We start from the raw sequence: 19,921 nt of genomic DNA, 5'->3' as shown, positions 1-19,921 counted from the left end.
CGCAAGCTGGCTTGTAGCTTGTAGCTTGTAGCTTGTAGCTTGCCGCTGCCATCAAGGCTTCCTCTTACGAGGCCCGGTGTTGAACGCCGGTACTTTTCGCACAGGCTTTATCGCAGGTTCCGACACCGCCGTGTCGCCGCTGTCCACCCACTTGCCCAGGTTGCGCTTGCCGCCGGTCACTTTCGGTTTTTTCGGTTTCTTCGGCTTCTTGATCACCTGGCCGCTGGCGTCGGTGTCCGGAACGCGATGATCCGGTTCGAAGTCCGGTTCGTTCTCGCGCTTGAGCGTCTGGCGCGTCAGCATCTCGATGGCCGACAGCAGGTTCACCTCATCGGCGCACACCAGCGAAATCGCCTGGCCGGTGGAGCCCGCCCGGCCGGTACGGCCGATGCGGTGGATGTAGTCTTCGGCCACGATCGGCAAATCGAAGTTGACCACCAGCGGCAGGTCTTCGATGTCCAGGCCCCGGGCCGCCACGTCGGTGGCCACCAGGATCTGCACCTCGCCGAGCTTGAAGCGGTCCAGCGCCCGCTGCCGGGTCGCCTGGGGCTTGTCGCCGTGGATGCCGTCGGCGTTCACGCCCAGGCCCTGGAGCTTCTCCACCAGCGCATCGACGCCGTTGCGGGTCTTGGCGAACACCAGCACCTGCTTCCACTTGTTCTTGCGCATCAGGTGCACGAACAGTTCGGACTTGCGCTTCTTGTCCACCGTCACCACCCATTGCTTGACGGTGTTGGCGGCGACGTTGCGCGGGCTGACCTCGATGCTCAGCGGATCGTTGAGCATCTGCCCGGCCAGCAGGCGAATGTCGTCGGAGAAGGTCGCGGAGAACAGCAGCGTCTGACGTTTCTTCGGCAGGGCGCGGTAAATGTTCGCCAGCTCTTCGGAAAAGCCCAGGTCGAGCATGCGGTCGGCTTCGTCCAGCACCAGGGTCTGCAACTGGTTGAACTTCAGTGCGTTCTGGCGGAACAGGTCGAGCAGACGGCCCGGGGTCGCCACCAGCAGGTCGACGCCGCCGCGCAGCTTCATCATCTGCGGGTTGATGCTGACGCCGCCGTACACCGCGTAGGTGCGCAGCGGCAGGTGCCCGGCGTACTGGCGCACGGCCTCGTGAACCTGCTCGGCCAGCTCGCGGGTCGGCACCAGGATCAGCGCGCGCACCGAGTTGGCGGCGACCTTCGGCCCTTCCATCGTCAACAGTTGCAGCAGCGGCAAGGCGAAACCGGCGGTCTTGCCGGTGCCGGTCTGGGCCGCCGCCATCAGGTCGCGGCCGGCCAGCACTGCCGGAACGGCCTGGGCCTGCACCGGCGTCGGGGTCTGGTAGCCGAGCGTCTCGAGGGCGCGCAGCAGAGGTTCGATCAGGCCAAGGGTGGCGAAAGTCATGGGAGTACCGTAGGAAAATTCAGCGCAAAGGTGCAACGAGTGTGCAATGGCGCGCAGTTTACCCTAATTCGCCCGGGATTCTGTCGGCGCCGCCGCGACCGCCGGACGCTCCGCCCCCCGCCGCCATTGCGGCAGGCCGATCAGCACCACCGCGCTGATGATCACCAGCATCGCCAACGCTTCCTCGACGCCGATGGTCTCGCCCACAAACACGATCCCCAGCAGCACCGCCACCGCCGGATTGACGTAGGCATAACTGGTGGCCGCCGCCGGGCGCACGTGCTTGAGCAGGTACATGTAGGCGTTGAAGGCGATGATCGAGCCGAAGAAGATCAGGTACGCCAGCGCCAGCCAGCCGTCCAGCGGCGGCATGGCCTCCAGGCGCTCGCCGCTGGCCGCGCTGCCGATCAGCAGCACCACGCCGCCGACGAGCATCTCCGCCGCGCTGGCCATGGCGCCCTGGGGCAGCGGCAAGTGCTTGCTCCACACCGAGCCGAAGGCCCAGGCCGCCGCCGCGAAGATCAGCAGCGCCGCCCCCAGCGGACTGGACTGCAGGTTGGAGCCCATGTTGAGCATCGCGATGCCGAGGATCCCCATCGCCACCCCGGCCCATTCCAGGCGGGTGTTGCGCGCGCCCCAGAAGTAGCCGAAGAGCAAGGTGAACAGCGGCACCGTCGCCACGGCCAGCGCCGCCACGCCTGAGGCCACGCCGGTGTGTTCGGCCACCGTCACCGCGCCGTTGCCGAAGCTCAGCAGCAGGATCCCGATCAGCCCCGCCGCCTTCCACTGCGCCCAGGTCGGCGCCGGCACCCCGCGCCAGCGCAGGAATCCGTACATCAGGCTGCCGGCGATCACGAAGCGCACGCCGCCGAGCATCAGTGGCGGCCAATGCTCGACGCCGAGACGGATCACCAGGTAGGTCGATCCCCATATCACGTACAGCGCAAAGAACGCGGCGATCAACGGCAGGGAAAAACGGCGCACGGCAGACATGGGAGCAACTCGGCATCAAGGCAGGGAGACCGCCTATTCTAGAAAGGCCAACCGCTAAAAATAAGTTACAAAACCTGTTTATCGCACCGGTACACTTTTGAAATCACGGAGATCACGCCGATCAACCGTCATTTCGAAAGTCTGGCCTTTTCAGGAGTCCGCCCATGGACAAGTACGACCGCATGCTGCTCGGCGCCCTGCTGGAAAACGGTCGCGCGTCCTACGCCGACCTCGCCCGCAAAGTGAACCTCTCCGCCCCCGCCGTGGCCGAGCGCGTGGCCAAACTGGAGGCCAGCGGCGTGATCACCGGCTATCAGGCCAAAGTCGACATGGCCAAGCTCGGCCTGCCGATCCGCTGCGTCATCGAACTGCGCCTGAACCAGCACGGCAACCAGAAGGCCTACGACGACCTGATCAAAATTCCGCAGCTCACCGAATGCCACCGCGTCACCGGCGACCCCTGCGTGATCATGCAGGCGGCGGTGGGCTCCATGCCGGAGCTGGAGCAACTGATCGACCGGGTGGCGAAATTCGGTTTCAGCAAGACGTCCATCGTGCTGTCGAGCGCGATAGAGAAGCGGGTGCCGTTGGGGCATATCGAAGGTGCGCCGAAAAGCGCAGCCGACTGATCGCGCGTTGAAGGCTCCGTTGCTTGGGTAAACGCTCGGGCGCAGATAACATTCTGACATCACGCTGAAGGGCCACCGTTGTCGGCCTCCACGCAGCAATCGGGAATCTACAAGGAAAGAGAATGCGCTTCTCGGAATACAGCAAAGGACTGCGCGGCAGCGAAATCACCCCCCTCCTGCAGTTTTTCCTCTCCGGCATCCTTGCCGGCGAGGCCTGGGCCATCGGCCGAATCATCGGGGTTCTGCTGAACAAACATCTCGTGTCGTTGCAGCTGGATGCCTGGATCCTCGCGCTTGCGGCATTCGGCGTCGCTTCCTGCCTGATCTATGTCGTCAGCCGAGGCACCCTCAAGGCGTCAAGCAAGCTGATCAAAAGCTACCGGTTCGACTTGCTGCTCGTCACCCTGCTCGGCTTTTACCTTTCGTTCAGCAGCGACGGGTTCGGCAACGAGTTCTATGCAAAACACCTGGAGAAGCTGAACTTCTCGCAACTCGTCTGTCTGTCCGCTTCGCCTGTGATCATTGCGTGGGTCGCGATGATCAGAGCTTTTCTGCAAACGTTCCGCAAAGGCGAAGCTCACCCGTACTTCATCAGCGACCGCGAGATCGAGAAGTCAGAGGAAGATCTACTGGACATCAAAGATCGCGCCGACATTTTCGCAGAACGCGTCCTCAACGGTGGTTCATCCGAAAGCCTGGTATTCGGCATCGATGCGCCTTGGGGGGCGGGAAAATCTAGCTTCGTGAAGCTTTGCTGCAATTACTGGAAAAATAAGGGCGGACGCATCATCGTCCATCACTTCGAGCCCTTGCGCTACGAAGATGGTACAGACCTCACAGAGAAATTCATCGACGATCTCATTAGCACGATTCAACAGCATGTTTTCGCCCCGTCGTTGCGCCCGCTGTTCAAGCGTTACGAAAATCTGGTCAAGGACAAGAAAAAGACTTCTTTGCTCGACATAAAAACGACGCTTTCGCTCAACAGCGACTCGATAGACTCGACCCTTGAGGAAATGAAATTTGTCCTAAAAAACATCAATGCAAGAATTATCGTCGTTGTTGACGACCTTGATCGCATGCATTGGTCATCGGCCAAAAGCATTCTGTTTTCAATAAAACGTAGCTTTCAGCTCCCTAGCATTAACTATGTTATTTGCTATGACACCTCAAAGATAAACGTCACACCGGAAAACGCGGACTCTGAAAAGACCCAGGAATTCCTCGAGAAATTCGTCAATATCAAAACGAGCATATTCCTCAGCGCTCAAGATCTCGCAGACTTTGTATCACGCTACTTCGATAACGCCTTGAGCAAGCCACTAAACCTTTCCAACGACGCAGCCGACAAACTTAAACTACTGTCCCGCGAACTGACTCACCTATTCAACGACAAAGATTTCCACCGCTACACTCCATTCATCGGCGACATTCGCAAGATCAAGCGACTGATTAACACATTGGTGCTGCTAGACATCGACAAAATCGATTTCAACGAGAACGACTTCAACAAGCTCGACATTCTTCACTTGACACTGATCTTCATCTACTCACCCGCAACCTTTCGCAAGATTTACGAGAGCGAAACCAGTGGAAAATCCGGAACATTTAGCTGGACAGCAGAAGGCAACAAGCTAAAAAACTCTGACTTCTACGAATCTTTCAAGACACAACTGGTCGTTACCCCAACTATACATTTCCTCCTATCCAGGATATTTGACGCACCTAAAGTGGACGCCGACCAATTTTCGGAGTCCGAGACGCGATCCAGGGCAGTTTTCCAAGGAAAGAGCCGCCCTCTGGAAAGGCACCTCCATCTGATCGCCAAACTTTCCAAACCCATTTCGTGGGAATCCCATCGCTTTCTTTTGAACAAAAAAGACAAGCTTTTCAAGACCACGACCATCAAACCCTATCTGGATCAGATTTCCGTACTTCCGCCGTTGGACAAGGAGTCGGGACAACATGAATTCTGGCGGATCGTGGCAAACCACAGCGGCACGCTTGAGACAGAGAAGGCCGTCACGATCATTTACTATCTGATCGACACGCTACCCAAGCACTCCTTGTTGGGTGGCGATGAACTCAATGACTTTCGCAGCACCGCTGTCCGGTACATCGCGAAGTTCCTTGACGAGAACATCACCAGCCAAGAACAGAACTCCGCTTCGCATCTTTCACCGGCGGAATCCGCCATCGTCAAACACGTCTACGGGGACGCAAAAGGAAACGCCGGGATCATCGAGAGACTGGCCTCGCCAGAGCGAGGAGTCTTGGGACTGCTTGACCTGATGACTTTCAGGCACTACTGCACGATCAAGACCAAGCGCAACCGCCTTTGGCAGGCACTCATGCTGCACGGCAATGAAAAGCCGCTACACTCGGGCCATGTCGAAGAGACGAAAGATCAAGCCCGAGAAATCAGTCAATTCATGTTCAACCTATTCAAAAAGCAATACATCGAAAGCGGCAAAAACATACTTGAAGAAATCAATGCGACAGACCCACTCAAACTATTCGGCCGCTACGAAGAGACCTTCACACTTTCAAAGAACACTAAAACTTGGGAAGAAAAGATAAAACACAAAAAACAGGATATAAAAGACATCCTCCTATCCAGGTTTGGAAACGTAATCATCGATGACTGCGGGGTCTTCGACGAAAGCGGCCGCGAAGACAAAAACGGAATCTCGAAGGCCTTTTCGGAATACCTGTTTTCTGTTTGCTTCGACCCGAAAAGCTCCGACGGCCTCCTTCACTTCTCCGAATACCTATTGAACTTCGCAAACAATACTCTCAAAGATGTCAATAATCCAAAGGATGAGTCCAGTCTCTCAGCCATTCTGAACAACCTCGACAGGGTACAACTTGGACAGTATTGGAAGAACAACCATGAGGCTATAAAAGCCAGAGCTGCCAAGGAAGAAGGCAGAGTGATCTACAAAACCTATTCGAAACCCTCCTTCCGCACCGACCTGCCCCTTGCCTTCCGCGCACTGGACAGCCTGTTCTTTCCAGAGAAAACCACCGTCACCGAACCAGAAACCCCGTGACCTGACGGAACGCCCGCAGCGCTACCCCACCCGGCAGCGCCGCAAATGCTCCCCCACCTTCGCCGCCGGCACCTTCTGCAACCGGCACAGCCAATCATGGGAAATCTCCCGCACCCCGTGCCGGTTGCGCAGGTCGTCCGCCATGTGGGCCAGCAGGTTGGCCGCCATTTCGGCGTCGGCCATCGCCCGGTGGGCCTGGCCGGTGTGGGGCAGGTTGGCGAAAGCGGTGAGGGTGCCGAGCTTGTGGTTCGGCGCCGCCGGCATCAGGCGCCGGGCCAGCAGCAGCGAGCAGGCGAAGTTCTGCAGGCGGGTGCGTTTGATCCGGCCCAGTTCGAAGTCCCAGAACTTCTGGTCGAACGCGGCGTTGTGCGCCAGCAGCGGCGTGGTGCCGACGAATTCGTTGACCTCGTTCATCACCTGCTCGGCCGAGGGCGCGGTGCGCAGCATGGCGTTGCTGATGCCGGTCAGTTGTTCGATGAAGGCCGGGACGCGCACGCCGGCGTTCATCAGGCTCTGGTAACGCTCGACGATGCGTCCGTTCTCCAGCATGACCACGGCGATTTCCGTGGCGCGGCAACTGCTGCTGGGCGAGATGCCGGTGGTTTCGAAGTCGATGACTGCAATGCGTTCCAAACCGGGTGGGCTCCGTTCAAATCAATGCTTGAGCAACAACGCGCCGTCGATCGGCACGTAGCGGCCGGCGGCGCGGATCAGTGAGTTGGCGGTCAGGCCCGGCACGCCGTAGGCCACCGTCTGCACGCCGTGCTTGTGGGCGACGCGCTCCAGCAGCATGTCGAAGTCGCCGTCGCCGGAGGCCAGGACGATTTCGTCGACGTGGTCGGCCGCGTCCATGATGTCGAGGGTGATGCCCACGTCCCAGTCGCCCTTGGCCGAGCCGTCGCTGCGCTGGATGTAGGGCTTGAGCTTCACGGTGAAGCCCAGGTTGCGCAGGATCTGCTGGAACTGCTGCTGTTTGCTGTCGCCGCGGTCGATGGCGTAGGCGTAGGCCTCGACGATCTGGCCCTGGCGGCTGACGTCCGCCCACAGCGCCGCGTAGTTGAAGTGGCAACCGTAGGCCTGACGCACGGTGTAGTAGAGGTTCTGCACGTCGGCGAACACTGCGATTTTTTTCACCGGAATACCTGTGGGCGCCAACGCGCATGAGCCGGATCAGGCGCCAGGCCCGAAAAAGGCGCTCAGTATGCCAGTAATCGGCAATGTGGCGAGGGCGCTGGCTCCCGCCGGGCGTCGAAGCGGCGCGTCCTTCAAGAGACAGGCCTGCTGCGCACGCCAGCGGGAGCAAGCGCCCTCGCCACAAGGTGTAGGCGTTACCGTTGGTCAGACGTAGGAATCGTCGTCGTCGAAGAACGACGAGTTGTCGTCGCCGTAGTCGGTGTCGGTGAAGCCGCCCTGGTCATTGCCCGCATAGCGCTGCTCGTCGCCCCAGCCGTTGTTGCCCTGGTCGCTGGCCGGCTCCGGCACTTCCTTGATCACCTCGACGATTTCCTGCGGCTGCTGGTTGTGGCTGAACAGGCTGCTGATGCCTTGCGCCAGCATCACCCCGCCCGCCACGCCGGCGGCGGTCTTCAGGGCGCCGCCGAGGAAGCTGCTGCCCGCCGAAGGGGCGGCCTGCTGCGGCGCGTAGTTGGGTGGCGGGGCGCCGAAGTTCTGCTGCGCAGGCGGTGCGCCGTAGTTCGACGGGGCCGGTTCGCGCCAGCCGCCGGTGGCCGGCGCGGCGCTCTGGGCCGGTGCGGCCGCCGGGCGCGGGCTGCCGCCGAAGATGCTGGACAGGAACCCGCCGCCGCTCGGGGCCGGGGCCGCGGTCTGGGCCTTGGCCGATTGCAGTTCGGCCTGCAGGTGCTGGACCTGCTGGGTCAGTTGCTTGTTCTGTTCGTCGAGGCTCTTGAGGGCGGCCTCCTGCACCAGAATCGCCTGGGTCATGAAATAACCTGCGGCCGGCTGGCGCGTCAGGTGTTCCTTGATCCGCGCCTCGGCCTGGGCGTCGCGCGGGGCTGCCTCCGTCTCGGCCTGCTGCAGGCGGGAAAACAGTCCATCGATCAGGGTTTGTTCTTCGGTGTTCATGGCGACCTCACAGATTGCCGGGGATAACGTCGCCCCCGTCCACATCGGTCGGGGCGCACCTGTGTAATGGAGGCAGCGACAGAATGTTTCAATGGTCTTTACCGAACGTTTACGTTTGCGCAGCCGAAGGCGTCATCGGTTAAAGTGAGCCACTGTTTTTGACCTGCGATACCGACTGATGAATGCCTTCGATGTGCTGCGCGACTCCCTGTACTTCTTCAAACGCCATCTGGGGCGGATCGTCCAGCTGTGCCTGCCGCTGGTGATCTTCGAGGCGTTCCTGCAGCAGATGGTCGACCGCGCCGGCGACCCGGACAGCGTCTCCGCGATCAGCGTGATCGTCGGCCTGCTGGTGTACCCGCTGTACACCGCCGCCCTGATCCTGTTCCTCGACGCCCGCACCCGCGGCGAGTCCCCGCTCGTGCGCGACCTGCTGGCCATGTCCGCCCGCCTGTGGCCGCGCTTCGCGGTGCTGACCGCCCTCAACACCCTGCTGATCCTGCTCGGCCTGTCGCTGTATTTCCTGCCGGGGCTGTGGCTGATGGTCACCCTGGCGTTCGGCGAGTACCTGCTGGTGCTGCGCGGCTTCGGCCCGCTGCAGGCGATGAAGGAAAGCCTGCGCCTGACCCGCGGGCACTTCCTGCGGATCCTGGGTTGCATCCTGTGCGTGATGGGGCCGCTGTGGCTGCTCAAGGGCATGACCCTGCAGGTCTACCCCGAGCCGCAGAACCCGCTGGTCGCGGTGCTGATCGACAGCGCCCAGAGCTTCCTGCAACTGTTCACCAGCGTGGTGCTGTTCCGTCTGTTCATGCTCATCAGCGAACTGCCCGACAAGCGAAACGGAACGGTCTGACCGCTCTGGCCTTGGGCCCGGCGACGGGTCTCGGTTATGCTCGGGGCCACTTTGCAGAACGCGATGCGTTGAGCCATGACCCGACTGCTGCGCTACATCCTGCTGCCCGTGCTGTTCGCCGCCGCCCTTGCCGGGATTGCGGTCTACAGCCTGACCTGGCGCCCCGACGCCCGGGAAACCTTGCCGGTCGGTTGCTCCGGGCAACCGCCGGTGCTGGTGCCCGGCCAGGCGCTCAAGGTGATGACCTGGAACGTCCAGTACCTGGCCGGCAAGCGCTACGTGTTCTGGAACGACCTGGCCCACGGCGAGGATGAAGCCCCGACCGCCGACGACATGGCCTTCAGCCTCGACGAAGTGGCGCGGGTGGTCCGCGACGAGCAGCCCGACATCGTGCTGTTGCAGGAACTGGACGACGGCGCCAAGGCCAGCGGCTACCGGAACCAACTGAAGCTGTTGCAGGAACGCCTCACCGACCTCTACCCGTGCAGCGCCCACGCCTTCGACTGGAAGGCCGATTTCGTCCCCGACCCGCACATCTTCGGCAGCGTCGGCCGGCAGCTCGCCACCCTCTCCCGCTACCGCATCGAACACGCCGAACGCCTGCAACTGCCGGTGGCGCCGGCCAACGTCATCAGTCGCCAGTTCCAACCGAAAAACGCCTTGCTCAGCACGGCGCTGCCCTTGAGCGACGGCGGCCAACTGGTGGTGCTCAACACCCTGTTGGAACGTGCCCGGCCCTCCACAGAGGCCTCCTCCGACACCGCCCAGGCGCAAGTGACGGCGGTGGCCAAGGTGCTCGACAAGCACGAAAGCCACGGCATCGCGTGGCTGATCGGCGGCGACTTCAACCTGTTGCCCCTGGGCCAGTACCGGCGCCTGCCGGCGGAGCAGCGCACGCCCTACGCCGCCGACAGTGCGCTGCACCTGCTGTGGGACAAGTACCCGATGATCCCGACCAACAACGAGGCCGGCGGCATCGACCGCGCCCAATGGCTGACCCACTACCCCAACGATCCGGCCCTGAACGGCCCGGACCGCACGGTGGACTTCCTGTTCCACAGCCCAAAGGTCAAACGGGTCGAGGCTCGCGTGCGCCAGGACGACACCTTGCGCATTTCCGACCATTTGCCGATGGTCGCGCGGTTCCTGTTGCCGCCTACCCCCTGACCACCGTCATCCTTGAGCGAGCAGGCCGGCTCCGGGCGGCGGTCCGGCTTCTGCGCCGACCGACACGCCGTCATCGCGAGCAGGCTCGCCCCTACCTGTCTTAGGGGTGTGCGGGACTTTCAGTGGGCCTCATCGAGGTCGTCGTGCAGCAGCCCGAAGATCTGCCGCTTCATGTCGATGAACGAGCGCTCCATGACCATGTCCAGCGAACGCGGGCGTTCGATCGGCACGTCGAGGATCTGCTTGATCCGCCCGGGCCTGGCGCCCATCACGTAGACCCGGTCGCCGAGCAGGATGGCCTCGTCGATGTCGTGGGTCACGAACAGCACGGTCTTCTTGCTGTTGCCCCACACCCGCAGCAGCAGTTGCTGCATCTGCAGGCGGGTCTGGCTGTCGAGGGCGCCGAAGGGCTCGTCCATCAGCAGGATCTGCGGATCGTTGGCCAGCGCCCGGGCAATCGCCACCCGCTGCATCATGCCGCCGGACAGCTGCTTGGCGTAGTTGTCGGCGAACCCGGACAGGCCGACCTCATGCACGTAGTGGTCGACGATCTCCTTGCGCCGCGCCGCCGGCAGGCCCCGGCGCTTGAGGCCGAACTCGACGTTCTGGCGCACCGTCAGCCACGGGAACAGCGTGTAGCTCTGGAACACCATGCCGCGGTCCGCGCCGGGGCCCTGCACCTGCTGGCCGCCGACGTAGATCTGGCCGCCGGTGGGTTCGGCCAGCCCGGCGGTGAGGTACAAAAGGCTCGACTTGCCGCAGCCCGACGGCCCCACCAGCACCGCGAACTGCTGGTCCGGCACCTCGAACGACACTTCCTCCAGCGCGGTGAACGTGCCGCCGCCGGGCTTGCTGTAGCGCAGGCTGACCTTGTCCACCTGCAACCGCGGGGCGGCCTGGGCCGGCGCGGCGACCGGTTCGACGAAACGATGGTTGGCGGCGGTTACTGAGCCCATGCGGCAATCCTCAAACGCAGAAAGCGGAACAGTTGATCGGTGACCAGGCCCAGCAGGCCGATGATCGCGATGGCGAGAAAGATCACATCCACCTGAAAGCCGCGCATGGCCTTGAGGCTCAGGTAACCCAGGCCGCTGGAGGCGGCGACCAGCTCGGCCACCACCAGGTAGGTCCAGGCCCAGCCCATGGTCACCCGCAAGGTGTCGAGCACACCGGGCAGCGAGGCCGGGGCGATCACGTGCAGCACCGCGTCGCGGCGGTTGGAGCCCAGGGTGTAGGAGGCGTTGATCAGATCCTTGGAGATGCCCTTGGACACGTCCGCCACCATCACCAGTTGCTGGAAGAACACGCCGAAGATGATCACCGACACCCGCTGCTCCAGGCCGATGCCGATCCACAGGATGAACAGCGGCACGAACGAGGTCACCGGCAGGTAGCGGATGAAATTGACCATCGGTTCGAGGAACGCCTGGACGATGCGGAAACTGCCCATCAGCAGCCCCAGCGGCACCGCCACCAGCGACGACACGATGAAGCCGACCATCACCACCTCGACACTGGCCCAGACATGCTGGCCGAGGGTGCCGTCGCGGCTCAGGCGCAGGGCCGCTTCCACCACCGCGCCGGGGGTCGGCAAGAACATGCCCGGCACGACGCCGCCGTAGGACAGCCCGGCCCACAGGCCCACCAACAACACCCAGGCCAGGCCGCTGGCGCTCCACACCACCGGCACCGGCAAACCGGTCTTGGGCGTGATGCAGCGGCTCAGCCACGAATTGCGCTTGAACATGACCGGCCTCCTAGAGCGGGCTGACGAAACGGTTGTCCACCAGATCGTCGTTGCTGACATTGAACGGTTTGCCTTGCAGTTCGCTGGCGGTCTCGTTGGCCAGCTTGATCAGCGGTTCGCTGTCGCCCGGCTCGCCCGGCTTGCCCAACAGCTTCTCGCTCATGGCCTGGTCGTAGAAGCGCACGCCCTGGGCGGCGGCGGCCAGCGCCTTCGGATCGGACAGGTAACCGCCCACGCCCTTGGCCATGATTTCGTAGGCCTTCTGCGGATGGTCCTTGGTGTACTGCACGGCCTTGTACAGGCCGGCGACCAGCGCCTTGACGTCCTGCGGCTGCTTCTCGATCACCGAGCAATTGAGCGCCACCACATCGACGATCACGCCCGGCGTGCTGCTGCTGTCGATCAGCACCTTGCCCTGCTGCTTGTCGCGCACCATCGACAGGTGCGGCTCCCAGGTCACGGCGGCCGGCACGCGCCCGGCGATGAACGCGGTGGCGGCGTCGTCGGCGGTCATGTTCTGCACGGTGATGTCGCTCATGCTCATGCCGTTTTTCTTCAGCAGGTACGACAGCCAGAACTGCGAGGTCGAGCCTTCGTTGACGGCCACGGCCTGGCCCTTGAGCTCTTGCAGGCTCTTGACGTGCTTGCCCACCAGCACGCCGTCGCCGCCATGGCTGTCGTCCAGCGCGGCCACGGCCTTGAAGCAGAACTGCGGGCGGTACTTGAGCACTTCATCGATGGTGGAGGCCGAGCCGGACAGTTGGCCGGAGGCCTGGGCGGCCATGTACATCGAGGCTTCCTCGACCACCGGCAGTTCGACGGTCAGGCCGTTTTCCTTGAAGTAGCCCAGGTCCTGGGCCAGGTACAGGGTGCCGTAGCCGACCCACGTGGTGTGGCCGATCGACAGGGTGCCGGCCTGGACGCCAGTGGCGGCCGAGGCGGCGATGGCGGTGACCGCCAGGGGACAAGCAAGACGGGTGAACAAGGACTGGATCATGGAGCACTCCCAACGCTGTTGATTTAGTTGTCATGGGCAGTACGGCCAGCGGCGTTCGGGCGGTTGTCCGCTGCGGTCTCTGCGGACTCTGGCGGGCAACGCGTTGCGCTGGCCGAATCGATGTTGACCCAGGCCAGGCGTCAGGAAAACGAGGAAATAGTTAGACGCGAACGATGAAAAAACTGGGTAGGCGGCACCGCGAAAGGGCGCTGCGGGCGGGGGTGCCCGGAAGGGGTGCAAAACGTTGCAAGTGCGTTGAATGGACGGCCGCCATCGCGGGCAAGCCCGCTCCCACAGGGGATTCGTGCCTGGCACAGATCCCGTGTGGGAGCGGGCTTGCCCGCGATGAGGCCCTTGAGCCGAACGACGGTCTCAGAGGCGACCGTATTCCTGCGCCGTACGGTCCAGCGCCTTGAGGGTCTTGCCCACCAGCTCATCAATCTCTTCACGGCTGGCGATCAGCGCCGGCGCCATGATCATCCGGCCCAGGGTCGAGCGGATGATCACGCCTTCCTCGAAGCCGATCGTGCGGCAGCGCCAGGCGATGTCGTTCTCGTTGGCGAAGCGCTTGCGGGTGGCCTTGTCCTCGGCCAGTTGCAGCGCCGCCACCATGCCCGCGCCCTGGATGTCGCCCACCAGCGGGTGGTTGCCGAAGACCTCGCGCAGGCACTGCTGCAGGTACGGCCCGATGTCGTCCTTGACCCGCGTCACCACGCCCTCGTCGCGCAACGCCTTGAGGTTGGCGATGGCCACCGCCGCCGCCACCGGGTGCCCGGAATAGGTCAGGCCGTGCGCGAACACCCCGCCCTGCTCCACCAGCACTTCGGCCATCCGCTTCGACAGGATCAGGCCGCCCATGGGGATGTAGCCGGAGGTCAGGCCCTTGGCGATGGACAGGGTGTCCGGCTCGAAGCCGAAATGCTCGTGGGCGAACCATTCGCCGGTGCGGCCGAAGCCGCCGATCACCTCATCGGCGCACAGCAGCACGTCGTACTGACGGCAGATGCGCTGGATCTCCGGCCAGTAGCTTTCCGGCGGGAAAATCATGCCGCCCGCGCCCTGGAACGGTTCGGCGATGAAGCCGGCGACCCTGTCCGCGCCCAGTTCGAGGATCTTCGCCTCCAGCTGCCGCGCCGCCCGCAGGCCGAATTCCGCCGGGGTCAGCTCGCCGCCGTGGGCGAAGAAGTACGGCTCGTCGATGTGCTCGATGTCGGGCAGCATGCCGCCCATCTCGTGCATGAACTTCATCCCGCCCAGCGCCGTCGCCGCCAGGGTCGAACCGTGATAGCCGTTCCAGCGGCCGATCATGATCTTCTTCTCGGGCTTGCCCAGCACCTGCCAGTAGCGGCGCACCGTGCGGATCAGCACCTCGTTGGCCTCGGAGCCGGAGTTGGTGTAGATCGCGTGGCTGTAGTGCCCCGGCAACAGGCTGAACAGCAGCTCGGACAGCTCGATCACCTGCGGGTGGGTGGTGTGGAAAAACATGTTGTAGTACGGCAACTGCTCCAGCTGCCGGCTGGCGGCGGCGTTCAGGTCCTGGCGTCCGTAGCCCAGGTTGGTGCACCACAGGCCGGACATGCCGTCCAGGTAGCGCCGCCCGTCGTTGTCCCACAGGTGCAGGCGCTCGCCGCGCACCATCACCCGCGGGCCTTCGTCGTTGAGGGCTTTCTGGTCGACGAACGCATGAATGTGGTGCGCTGCATCGGCGGCCTGGTAGTCGCGGGTTTCACGTGAGGTGGTCATCGCCGGATCTCCTTCTTGTTGTGAGCGGCTGTCATGAGCGCAGCTGAAACCAGGTGGTTTTCAGCTGGGTGTATTTGTCGAACGAATGCAGCGACAGGTCGCGGCCGAAACCGGACTGCTTGCCGCCGCCGAACGGCACGGTGACGTCCAGCGCATCGACGCTGTTGACCGACACCGTTCCCGCCCGCAATCGCCGGGCCACCCGGTGGGCGCGGTGCAGGTCATCGGTCCACAGCGACGCCGCCAGACCGTAGACGCTGTCGTTGGCCAGTTGCAAGGCGTGGGCCTCATCGTCGAACGGGATCACCGCCAGCACCGGGCCGAACACCTCTTCGCGAAACAGCGCCATGGACGGCCGCACGCCGGTGAGGATCGTCGGCTGGATGAAGTTCTGCGAGCCGTTGAAGGTCAATTGCCGGCCGCCGCAGACCAGCGTCGCGCCTTCGCGCTCGGCCTCGCGGATGAAGCGCAGGACCGTCGCGGTCTGACGGCCGTCGACCATCGCCCCGGCGGCGCTCGCCGGATCCAGCGGATCCCCCGGCTGCCAGCGCTCGGCCTGCGCCTTGAGGCGTTCGACGAATTCGTCGTGGATCGAGCGCTCGACCAGCAGCCGCGAGTTGGCCGAACAGACCTCGCCCTGGTTGAAAAAGATGCCGAATGCGGCTTTCTGCGCCGCCAGATCCAGGTCACGGCAATCGGCGAACACCAGGTTGGCGCTCTTGCCGCCGCACTCCAGCCACACCTGTTTGAGGTTCGATTGCGCCGAGTACTGCATGAAGTATTTGCCCACTTGCGTCGAGCCGGTGAACACCAGGCAATCGACGTCCGGGTGCAGGCCCAGCGCCTGACCGGCCTGTTCGCCGAGCCCCGGCAGCACGTTGAGCACGCCCGGCGGCAACCCGGCCTCCAGCGCCAGTTCGGCCAGGCGCAACGCGGAGAACGGCGACTGCTCGGCGGGCTTGAGGATCACCGAGTTGCCGGCCGCCAGCGCCGGGGCGAGTTTCCACACGGCCATGTCCAGCGGGAAGTTCCACGGCACCACGGCGGCGACCACGCCCAGCGCTTCGCGGGTGATGGTGGCCAGCACGTCCGCGGCGCTCGGCGCCACTTGGTCATAGAGTTTGTCGAGGCTTTCGGCGTACCAGCGCAACACCCCGGCGGCGCCCGGCACGTCGATGTTGTAGGCGTCCATCACCGGTTTGCCCATGTTCAGCGAATCGAGCAGCGCCAGTTCATCGCGGTGGGCCAGGACCAGCTCGGCCAGCCGCAGCAGCACCTGCTTGCGCTCCACGGGCGAACGCCCGGACCAGACGCCGCTGTCGAACGCCTGCCGCGCATTGGCCACCGCCGCCTCGACGTCGGCCTCGCCGCACGCGGCGACATCCGCCAGGTGCGCGCCGGTCGCCGGGTTGACCGCCACAAAGGTCTGCCCCGACTGCGCGGCGCAATGCTTGCCGCCGATCACGGCGAGGTCGGGGAAACTCAACACAGCGGCCTTGCGCTGCCAGTCTGCACGTTCGAACACGGTCGGATGCTCCCTGGTGAGGTGTGATGCCTTCTTGTGCGGTCGATAGTCGCTCACCCCCGCGAGCGGCAAAACCAGTAAAAATGTCTTCGCAGGCAATGAAAAAGCTAACCAGCGGACAAACCCCTCGCGCGCGTATGAGGCTATTGTTCAGGGACAAAAAACACCGTCGCCGGAACGGAGGATGGCGGCACATGAATTGCGTGGATGTCGAGATCCGTTCGACCTGAGGTTTGCCGTGGCCGCTTACAACCTGCGTCAGTTGAAGTACTTCATCACCACCGTCGAGTGCGGCAGCGTCGCCGAAGCGTCGCGCAAGCTGTACATCGCCCAGCCGGCGATCTCCACGGCGATCAAGGGGCTGGAGGACAGCTTCGGCGTGCAGCTGCTGATCCGCCATCACGCCCAGGGCGTGTCCCTGACGCCCAGCGGCGCGCGGTTCTTCCGCAAGGCCCAGGAATTGCTGCGCATGGCCAAGGAGTTCGAACAGAACGCCCTGGCCGACAACGACGTGGTGGCCGGGCAGATCGACATCGGCTGCTTCGAGACCGTCGCGCCGCTGTACCTGCCGCAACTGATGGCCGGGTTTTCGGCGCTGTACCCGGGGGTGAAGATCCGCATCCGCGACGGCGAACAGCAGGAGCTGGTGCAGGGCCTGACCTCCGGCACCTTCGACCTGGCGATCCTGTACAAGCACGACCTGGACGCCACCATCGAGACCGAACCCCTGATGCCGGCCCAGCGGCCGTATGCGCTGCTGCCGGCGGACCACCGCTTCGCCCAGCTCAAGCAGGTGTCGCTGCGCGACCTGTGCCTGGAGCCGATGATCCTGCTGGACGTGCAGCCGAGCCGCACCTACTTCGTCAGCCTGTTCGAGGAACTGGGCCTGAGCCCGCGGATCGAGTTCAGCTCGCCGTCCATCGAAATGGTGCGCGGCATGGTCGGCCAGGGCTTCGGCTTCTCGATCCTGGTCACCCGCCCGCACTCGGAATGCACCTACGACGGCAAGAAAGTGGTGTGCGTGGACATCGTCGAAGACGTCACCGGCTCAGGCCTGGTGGCGGCCTGGCTCAAGCGCGGGCAACTGACCAAACCGGCGCAGCTGTTCGCCGATTACTGCCGCGAACAGCTGACCGCCAAGGCCGGTGCCTGAGAGCTGTGGCGAGGGCGCTTGCTCCCGCTCAGGCGCAGCGCCCGCCCCGCACCGATGCTCAAGTCCCCCGAGGCTTGGCCCGCGCCGTCGCCTCGGCCACCAACGGATCGTCCGGCCAGTAATGCTTGGGGTAGCGCCCCTTCAGATCCTTCTTCACCTCGGCATAGGTGCTGCGCCAGAAGTTGGCCAGGTCCTGCGTGACCTGCACCGGCCGCCGTGCGGGCGACAGCAGGTGCAGTTTCACCACCTGTCGGCCGCCGGCGATTCTCGGTGTGTCGGCGAGGCCGAACAGCTCCTGCAAACGCACCGCGAGAATCGGTGGCTGTTCGCTGTAGTCGAGGCGGATTGACGAGCCCGACGGCACGCTCAGGTGATGCGGTGCCAGTTCGTCGAGCCGCTGCGGCAACGGCCACGGCAGCAGATTGCGCACGATGCTCGACAGGTCGAGGCTGGCGAAATGGTTGAGTCGCGAGACCTTGCCCAGATACGGCATCAGCCAGTCTTCGAGGGTTTTCAGCAACGTGGCGTCGCTGACGTCCGGCCATTGGCTGTCGTCCTTGGCATCCAGATCCAGTTGCCGCAGCAGCGCCACACGCGCCTGCCACTGGCGCAGTTCCGGTGTCCACGGCAGCAGCTCCAGCCCCTTGCGCCGCACCAGGTTGACCAGGGCCCGGCTGCGGGCGGATTCGTCCAGACCGGTCAGCGGCTCGCGGCTCAAGATCAGCTCGCCGACCTTGCGCTGGCGCTCGGCGCGCAGCACGCCTTCGCGCTCGTCCCAGTCCAGTTGGTCGACGCTGTGCACCTGTTCGGCCAGCACCGAGTCGAACAGCGCCGGATCGAAATCCGCCGCCAGGTAGATCCGCTCCTCGCGCTGGCCCTGACGGCTGCCGAGGTCGGCGATCACGATCCACGGCTCCTTCATCAGGCTGTCGGCCTCGGCGAACAGCGCCGCGCGCCCGTTGGCCAGCCGGTATTCGGCGCCGCCGTCCTTGCGCTGCCGGGCGACGCGGTCCGGATAGGCCAGCGCCAGCAAGGCGCCGAGCCAGCGCGGGTGATCGGGGTCGGCCACCGGCTCGCTCGCTTTGCCGCGCAAGTAGCCGCGGTATTGCCTGGCCAATTGCCGTGCCCGCTGCACGCCGCCCAGGGCACCGCGGGCCGCCCGCTCTTCGCCGGACAGCAACACCAGACGGCTGTGCAGATCGGCGCCGGCGCCGCGCAGGATGTCGCGCTCACCCAGCAGCGCGGCGACATCGCACGCCATCGCCGCCAGCCCCAGCGCCTGCCCGCGCAACAGCAGATGGGCGATGCGCGGATGGGCCGGCAGTTCGGCCATGGCCTGGCCGTGGCGGGTCAGGGCGTCGCCGTCCAGCGCGCCGAGACGCTGCAACAAGTCCTGCGCCTGCCCATACGCGGCGGCGGGCGGCACGTCCAGCCACACCAGATCCTTGGGCGCCACGCCCCAGCGGCCCAATTGCAACGCCAGTCCGGCCAGGTCCGCCGAAAGGATTTCCGCACTGCCGTAGGCCGCGAGTTGCTCGTGCTGGTCCTGCGACCACAAGCGGTAGCACACGCCCGGCTCCAGACGCCCCGCCCGGCCCGCGCGCTGAGTGGCGCTGGCCCGGGAGATGCGCTGGGTGTCGAGGCGGGTCATGCCGCTGCCTGGGTCGAAGCGCGGCACCCGCGCCAGTCCGGCGTCGATCACCACGCGCACGCCGTTGATGGTCAGGCTGGTCTCGGCGATGTTGGTGGCCAGTACCACTTTGCGCTGGCCCGCCGGGGCCGGGTCGATGGCGGCGCGTTGGGCGGCCAGATCCAGCTCGCCGTGCAGCGGGCACAACAACACATCGCTGCGCTCGCCGAGGGCGTCGGCCAATTGCTGGTGGACACGGCGGATCTCCGCCTGCCCCGGCAGGAACACCAGCAGGCTGCCGGCCTCGTCGTGCAGGGCTTCGAGCACGGTCTGGGTGACGCGCTGATCGATGTACTCGCCGGGCTGGTACGGCCGGCCCCAGCGTGTGGCCACCGGGAACATCCGCCCTTCGCTGCGCAGGATCGGCGCATCGTCCAGCAGCCCGGCCAGGCGTTCGCCTTCCAGGGTTGCGGACATCAGCAAAATCTTCAGCGGCTGTTCAGCCCGGAACAGCTCGCGACCGTTCAGACTGAGCGCCAGCGCCAGGTCGGCGTCGAGGCTGCGTTCGTGGAATTCGTCGAAGATCAAAAGGCCCACGCCTTCCAGCGCCGGGTCGTCCTGCAGGCGCCGGGTGAGGATGCCTTCGGTGACCACTTCGATGCGGGTGCCGGGCCCGACCTTGCTGTCGAGGCGGATGCGGTAGCCGACGGTCTCGCCGACCTTCTCGCCCAGTTCGCTGGCCAGCCGCTCGGCCGCCGCGCGCGCCGCCAGCCGGCGCGGCTCGAGCATCAGGATGGTCTGTCCGGCCAGCCACGCCTCGTCGAGCAAGGCCAGCGGCACGCGGGTGGTCTTGCCGGCGCCGGGCGGGGCTTCGAGCACGGCTTCGTGGCGTGTCGCCAGCGCGTCACGCAGGGCGGGTAGAACATCGTCGATCGGCAAAGAAATCATGCTGGCTCCCAAACAGAG

General features: G+C 64.3%; 16 protein-coding genes. 5 read left to right on the top strand and 11 right to left on the bottom strand.

Translation table 11 applies throughout. The features are described 5' to 3' along the window. Nucleotides 1-51 precede the first annotated feature (51 nt). Nucleotides 52-1,383, bottom strand: coding sequence for an RNA helicase RhlE1 (rhlE1, locus tag KVG96_RS00975; RefSeq protein ID WP_217890484.1), 1,332 nt, complete (start codon nt 1,381-1,383; stop codon nt 52-54). Nucleotides 1,384-1,446: 63 nt separating this feature from the next. After that, nucleotides 1,447-2,376 (bottom strand): drug/metabolite exporter YedA, encoded by a 930-nt coding sequence (yedA, locus tag KVG96_RS00970; protein WP_217890483.1) that lies wholly within the window; start codon nt 2,374-2,376, stop codon nt 1,447-1,449. Between the two features lie 164 nt (nt 2,377-2,540). Between yedA and KVG96_RS00965 the strand changes: the two genes are divergently transcribed. Next, nucleotides 2,541-3,005 carry an Lrp/AsnC family transcriptional regulator gene (locus KVG96_RS00965; protein ID WP_217890482.1) on the top strand — a complete coding sequence of 155 codons (465 nt, stop codon included), beginning with the start codon at nt 2,541-2,543 and terminating at the stop codon, nt 3,003-3,005. Nucleotides 3,006-3,127: 122 nt separating this feature from the next. After that, nucleotides 3,128-6,058 (top strand): P-loop NTPase fold protein, encoded by a 2,931-nt coding sequence (locus tag KVG96_RS00960; protein WP_217890481.1) that lies wholly within the window; start codon nt 3,128-3,130, stop codon nt 6,056-6,058. A gap of 21 nt (nt 6,059-6,079) precedes the next feature. On the opposite strand, the gene KVG96_RS00955 is transcribed toward KVG96_RS00960, so the two are convergent. The 3 genes from KVG96_RS00955 to KVG96_RS00945 form a co-directional block, all read right to left on the bottom strand. Further along, entirely contained in the window at nt 6,080-6,691 is a 612-nt protein-coding gene (locus KVG96_RS00955; protein ID WP_217890480.1) for a 3'-5' exonuclease, read from the bottom strand. Nucleotides 6,692-6,712: 21 nt separating this feature from the next. Beyond that, the gene (locus KVG96_RS00950) at nt 6,713-7,192 is read right to left on the bottom strand and encodes a LabA-like NYN domain-containing protein (protein WP_085584050.1); all 480 of its coding nucleotides are present in this window, start codon (nt 7,190-7,192) and stop codon (nt 6,713-6,715) included. A 204-nt stretch (nt 7,193-7,396) separates the two neighbouring features. Beyond that, complete coding sequence (locus KVG96_RS00945) at nt 7,397-8,140, bottom strand: DUF2076 domain-containing protein (RefSeq protein WP_217890479.1); 744 nt, start codon at nt 8,138-8,140, stop codon at nt 7,397-7,399. 178 nt (nt 8,141-8,318) lie between these two features. Between KVG96_RS00945 and KVG96_RS00940 the strand changes: the two genes are divergently transcribed. Continuing rightward, entirely contained in the window at nt 8,319-8,993 is a 675-nt protein-coding gene (locus KVG96_RS00940) for a YciC family protein (protein WP_217890478.1), read from the top strand. Nucleotides 8,994-9,068: 75 nt separating this feature from the next. Then, nucleotides 9,069-10,160 carry an endonuclease/exonuclease/phosphatase family protein gene (locus tag KVG96_RS00935; protein WP_217890477.1) on the top strand — a complete coding sequence of 364 codons (1,092 nt, stop codon included), beginning with the start codon at nt 9,069-9,071 and terminating at the stop codon, nt 10,158-10,160. Nucleotides 10,161-10,279: 119 nt separating this feature from the next. Here the strand turns inward: KVG96_RS00935 and KVG96_RS00930 are convergent, their stop codons facing one another. The 5 genes from KVG96_RS00930 to KVG96_RS00910 all read right to left on the bottom strand — a co-directional run bounded on the left by KVG96_RS00930 (nt 10,280) and on the right by KVG96_RS00910 (nt 16,172). After that, nucleotides 10,280-11,116, bottom strand: coding sequence for an ABC transporter ATP-binding protein (locus KVG96_RS00930; RefSeq protein ID WP_217890476.1), 837 nt, complete (start codon nt 11,114-11,116; stop codon nt 10,280-10,282). Further along, nucleotides 11,104-11,907, bottom strand: a complete 804-nt coding sequence (locus KVG96_RS00925; RefSeq protein WP_085584040.1) for an ABC transporter permease — start codon at nt 11,905-11,907, stop codon at nt 11,104-11,106. Before KVG96_RS00925 ends, KVG96_RS00930 begins: the two co-directional genes overlap by 13 nt. A 10-nt stretch (nt 11,908-11,917) precedes the next feature. Next, nucleotides 11,918-12,904, bottom strand: a complete 987-nt coding sequence (locus KVG96_RS00920) for an ABC transporter substrate-binding protein (protein ID WP_217890475.1) — start codon at nt 12,902-12,904, stop codon at nt 11,918-11,920. 372 nt (nt 12,905-13,276) lie between these two features. Next, nucleotides 13,277-14,647, bottom strand: a complete 1,371-nt coding sequence (locus KVG96_RS00915) for an aspartate aminotransferase family protein (protein ID WP_217890474.1) — start codon at nt 14,645-14,647, stop codon at nt 13,277-13,279. 31 nt (nt 14,648-14,678) lie between these two features. Beyond that, nucleotides 14,679-16,172, bottom strand: a complete 1,494-nt coding sequence (locus KVG96_RS00910) for an aldehyde dehydrogenase (protein WP_217890473.1) — start codon at nt 16,170-16,172, stop codon at nt 14,679-14,681. 238 nt (nt 16,173-16,410) lie between these two features. Here KVG96_RS00910 and KVG96_RS00905 point away from each other — a divergent pair, with 238 nt between their 5' ends. Continuing rightward, entirely contained in the window at nt 16,411-17,325 is a 915-nt protein-coding gene (locus tag KVG96_RS00905; RefSeq protein WP_085584032.1) for a LysR family transcriptional regulator, read from the top strand. A 58-nt stretch (nt 17,326-17,383) separates the two neighbouring features. On the opposite strand, the gene hrpB is transcribed toward KVG96_RS00905, so the two are convergent. Further along, on the bottom strand, nt 17,384-19,903 hold the full coding sequence (gene hrpB / locus KVG96_RS00900) for an ATP-dependent helicase HrpB (RefSeq protein WP_217890472.1): 2,520 nt from the start codon (nt 19,901-19,903) through the stop codon (nt 17,384-17,386). Nucleotides 19,904-19,921 lie beyond the last annotated feature (18 nt).

The organism is Pseudomonas ekonensis, assembly GCF_019145435.1.
Classification (GTDB): Bacteria; Pseudomonadota; Gammaproteobacteria; order Pseudomonadales; family Pseudomonadaceae; genus Aquipseudomonas; species Aquipseudomonas ekonensis.
The sequence above is the reverse complement of the archived record's forward strand: the minus strand, read 5'-3'. Positions and strand labels throughout refer to the sequence as shown.